General features: G+C 60.4%; 5 protein-coding genes and 1 pseudogene. 5 read left to right on the top strand and 1 reads right to left on the bottom strand.

Going from position 1 to position 2,934, the window contains the following annotated elements; all coding sequences use genetic code 11:
- Positions 1 to 250 precede the first annotated feature (250 nt).
- Positions 251 to 544, bottom strand: coding sequence for a hypothetical protein (locus U9R81_RS08120; protein WP_322494982.1), 294 nt, complete (start codon positions 542 to 544; stop codon positions 251 to 253).
- 23 nt (positions 545 to 567) lie between these two features.
- Between U9R81_RS08120 and U9R81_RS08115 the strand changes: the two genes are divergently transcribed.
- The 5 genes and pseudogenes from U9R81_RS08115 to U9R81_RS08095 form a co-directional block, all read left to right on the top strand.
- Complete coding sequence (locus U9R81_RS08115; protein WP_322494981.1) at positions 568 to 834, top strand: tetratricopeptide repeat protein; 267 nt, start codon at positions 568 to 570, stop codon at positions 832 to 834.
- A gap of 33 nt (positions 835 to 867) precedes the next feature.
- Entirely contained in the window at positions 868 to 1,422 is a 555-nt protein-coding gene (locus tag U9R81_RS08110; protein ID WP_322494983.1) for a tetratricopeptide repeat protein, read from the top strand.
- Positions 1,423 to 1,430: 8 nt separating this feature from the next.
- The gene (locus tag U9R81_RS08105) at positions 1,431 to 1,703 is read left to right on the top strand and encodes a hypothetical protein (RefSeq protein ID WP_322494980.1); all 273 of its coding nucleotides are present in this window, start codon (positions 1,431 to 1,433) and stop codon (positions 1,701 to 1,703) included.
- Positions 1,704 to 1,764: 61 nt separating this feature from the next.
- Positions 1,765 to 2,718 carry a hypothetical protein gene (locus U9R81_RS08100; RefSeq protein ID WP_322494979.1) on the top strand — a complete coding sequence of 318 codons (954 nt, stop codon included), beginning with the start codon at positions 1,765 to 1,767 and terminating at the stop codon, positions 2,716 to 2,718.
- A gap of 33 nt (positions 2,719 to 2,751) precedes the next feature.
- A pseudogene (locus U9R81_RS08095) lies at positions 2,752 to 2,934 on the top strand (hypothetical protein); the annotation flags it as partial.

Here is a 2,934-nt window from a genome sequence, read left to right as displayed (position 1 = left end):
GACGACGATGGCACCGCCGGCGCCTCCGGCTCGGCCAGCCAGTCGCGGAATCGGAGCCCGGCACCGGCCCCATTGGTGGTGGACTCAGGTACAGGTGCTACTTCTCCCTGCGATCATCGACGGCATTGCACGCATCGTCGCACAGGGAAGGCGCGGGGGCATTGGTGAGGATGGATGATGTGGTTGCGTAGAGGTTGTGAAGGTCATTGAGCGCCACTGTCGAAAAACCTGTAATGCCATCATGATCAGCTCACGCGAAGCCCATCAGCGTCATGCTCGGCACTATTTCGCCGTCCTTGCCGATCTGCAAGACGCCTATGACACCGGCGGAGCGTAGATGACTGCCGCTCTGGCTCAGTTTGATGCGAGTTGGGGCCAGATCTAGCGCTCCCAACAGTGGGCGAGCTCTCGCCTGAACCATGACTAGGTTGCTGTAGCCCTGTGCAATGCATTCGCCGGTGTTGGCATCCCCCTGATCGATCTCCGCTTCAGTGTCGAAGTTGTGATGGAATGGCTGCGAGCAGGGTTGCAAGCCGCCGGGCAACTTGGGCACCACAAGGCGAAAGCGTGCATCTGACCCACCTTGGCATGGCGGCGATCCGAGTCGGCGCCTATCAGCACGCGATCGCCTGTCTTGAACGTGCAATCCAGATCAACCGGGAACTTGGGATCGAGACTGATGATCCAACCAATCAAGGAAATCGAGGGATCGCCTACGCGAATCTGGGCGACTATCCAAACGCGATCGGGCACTACGAAGCTGCGAATGAGCTTTGTCGGCAGCAGCAGGATGTGCGTGGTGAAGCCATCTGGGTTGGAAATCTTGCCAAATAATGATACCGGCCAGTATGAGCAGGCCATTGCCACATATCAACAAGCCATCGCGTTGAGCCGGCAGAGAGCGAGCATCGGCAAAACGAAGCGAACCACCTCGGCAATCTCGGTAATGTGCACCTTCAATTGGGCGCCTATCAGGAGGCTATCCAGCACCACGAGGCAGCGATCTGCATCGGGCGGGAGCTTGGCGATCGACAGACGCTGGCACATCACATCGGCAATCTCGGCGTGGCTCACTTTGAGTTGGGTCATCACGACGATGCCGAGCGGTGCTGCCGTGAAGCGCTCCAACTGGCCCGCGAGGCTCATGATCGCCGAGTCGAAGCCAAGCAACTCTGGAGTCTTGGCAACCTAGCGCTGGCCAAGAACCAGCTTGACTCAGCGCTGACTCATTATCAGGAAGCTCTGGAGATAATGCGCGCAATCAGCTATCCTCAGGGTGAGAGCACACAGCTTGGCAACATGGCGCTGGTGCTGCGAAAGCAGGGTGAGTTTACCGAGGCTCGTGAACACTATCAGCAGGCGCTCGATATCAGCCGGAGACTCGGCGATCAGCAGAATGAGGCAATCTGGCTTGCGGAATAGGGGATCGCTTGGCAGAGCAGGAGCGGCACGAACAGGCAATCAAACACTACGAGCAAGCTCTTGCGATTTGCAAACGTCTTGGGCTGCTACGCTTGCAGGGCTCGTTCTCATTCAAGCTGGGCCTGTCACTCGCAGCACTCAAACGGCCCGAAGCGACGATTGCAGCATTCGAGGAGGCGCGAGATTGTTTTCAACAAACGTCTGCGGCACAGCAATTGGCACGGGTGGAGCAACTATTCGTGCATATTCGTGAAGCGCGGAAAGAGGCGAGTGCCGAGTGAGCAGAAATGTAGAATTATGTCACCACCGAGTTAAACCTTCATCGCGATGCCGAATCACCTCATGCAGACCAAGGCCAAAGGCGCCGACTACCAACACCAGCTTGGTTGGGATTACGCACCGGTCAAGCAGCTCACCCTCGACAACCTCGATCGGCCTGCCGTCGCCGCGCTGCTGCGACAAAACCTGCCGGAGCAGACCAACGATCCGGACTTCATCGAGCAATTCTACCGGGTCAGCGAGGGTGATCCGCTGACGTGCAATCTGCTGATCAAGGCCCTGCGCAGCAACGCGATCACCCCCGCCTCCCTCAGCCGGCGACCGCCGGGTCTTGCAGAATTCGTCAGAGATTGGGGAGACAGCCTGCGGAAGCGGCGGCAAGCCAGCCGGCCCATCCGCAAACTGCTGGCGCTCTGCGCCGCAGCCTACGGGCCGCTGAGCAGCGACGATCTCCAAGCCTTGGCGCCAGACGTCTTTACCAAGCAGAGCGACATCGTTGACGTCGTTCGCGACGACGAGGTGGCCCGGTTCATCATCACCGTTGGCGAGCACACGTATGTCTTCAGCCACCAACGGCTGCGCGAAGTCTTTCTCGAACAGATCTACCCGCCCAAAGATCGGGCGCGGCTCCAGCAACGGCCGATTGACTACGGCAAGGCATGGTACGGCGACCGCAGCCAGCCCCTTTCCAGCTACCTGCGCCAGTTCTGGATCGCCCATCTCCGCGTTGGCGGAGAATGGGAACTGATGACGCGCGTGCTGACGGAGATCGTCCCTAGCTCCGATGGTCAGCACTCCTATCAACCGTGGCAAACGGCGCGCTATGCGGCAGAAGGGAGCGACACCGGCTACCTGAGCGACCTCGATATCCTCTGGGATTGGGCAGATCAGCACAACAATCTTGGGTTAGCCCTGCGCTGCGCGCTGATCGCAGCCAGCCTGCGCAGCCGCAGCGGCAACTTCACGCCGGAGCTGCTGGTGCAACTGGTGCAAGTAGGCACACTAGCAGGCGCCTAGAGCGCAGCGGCGGCATTAGAGACGGTAGCGCACATGCCGGAGTCAGAGCGGCAGACCGAATGTCTTGCCGCGTTGGTCAAGGCCGGCATCGAACTGCCGTGGCCACGGGCCATAGAGGTGGCCCGCGCCATCACCGCTGAAGGGGACCGCGCCGCAGCGCTGGCCGCCCTCGCCCCCACCTGCCCCTTGACCGGGCAGCGGCCCTTACCGCCGCCC

The organism is Chloroflexus sp., assembly GCF_034435895.1.
GTDB lineage: Bacteria > Chloroflexota > Chloroflexia > Chloroflexales > Chloroflexaceae > Chloroflexus.
This window is presented reverse-complemented; position numbering and strand designations above follow the sequence as displayed.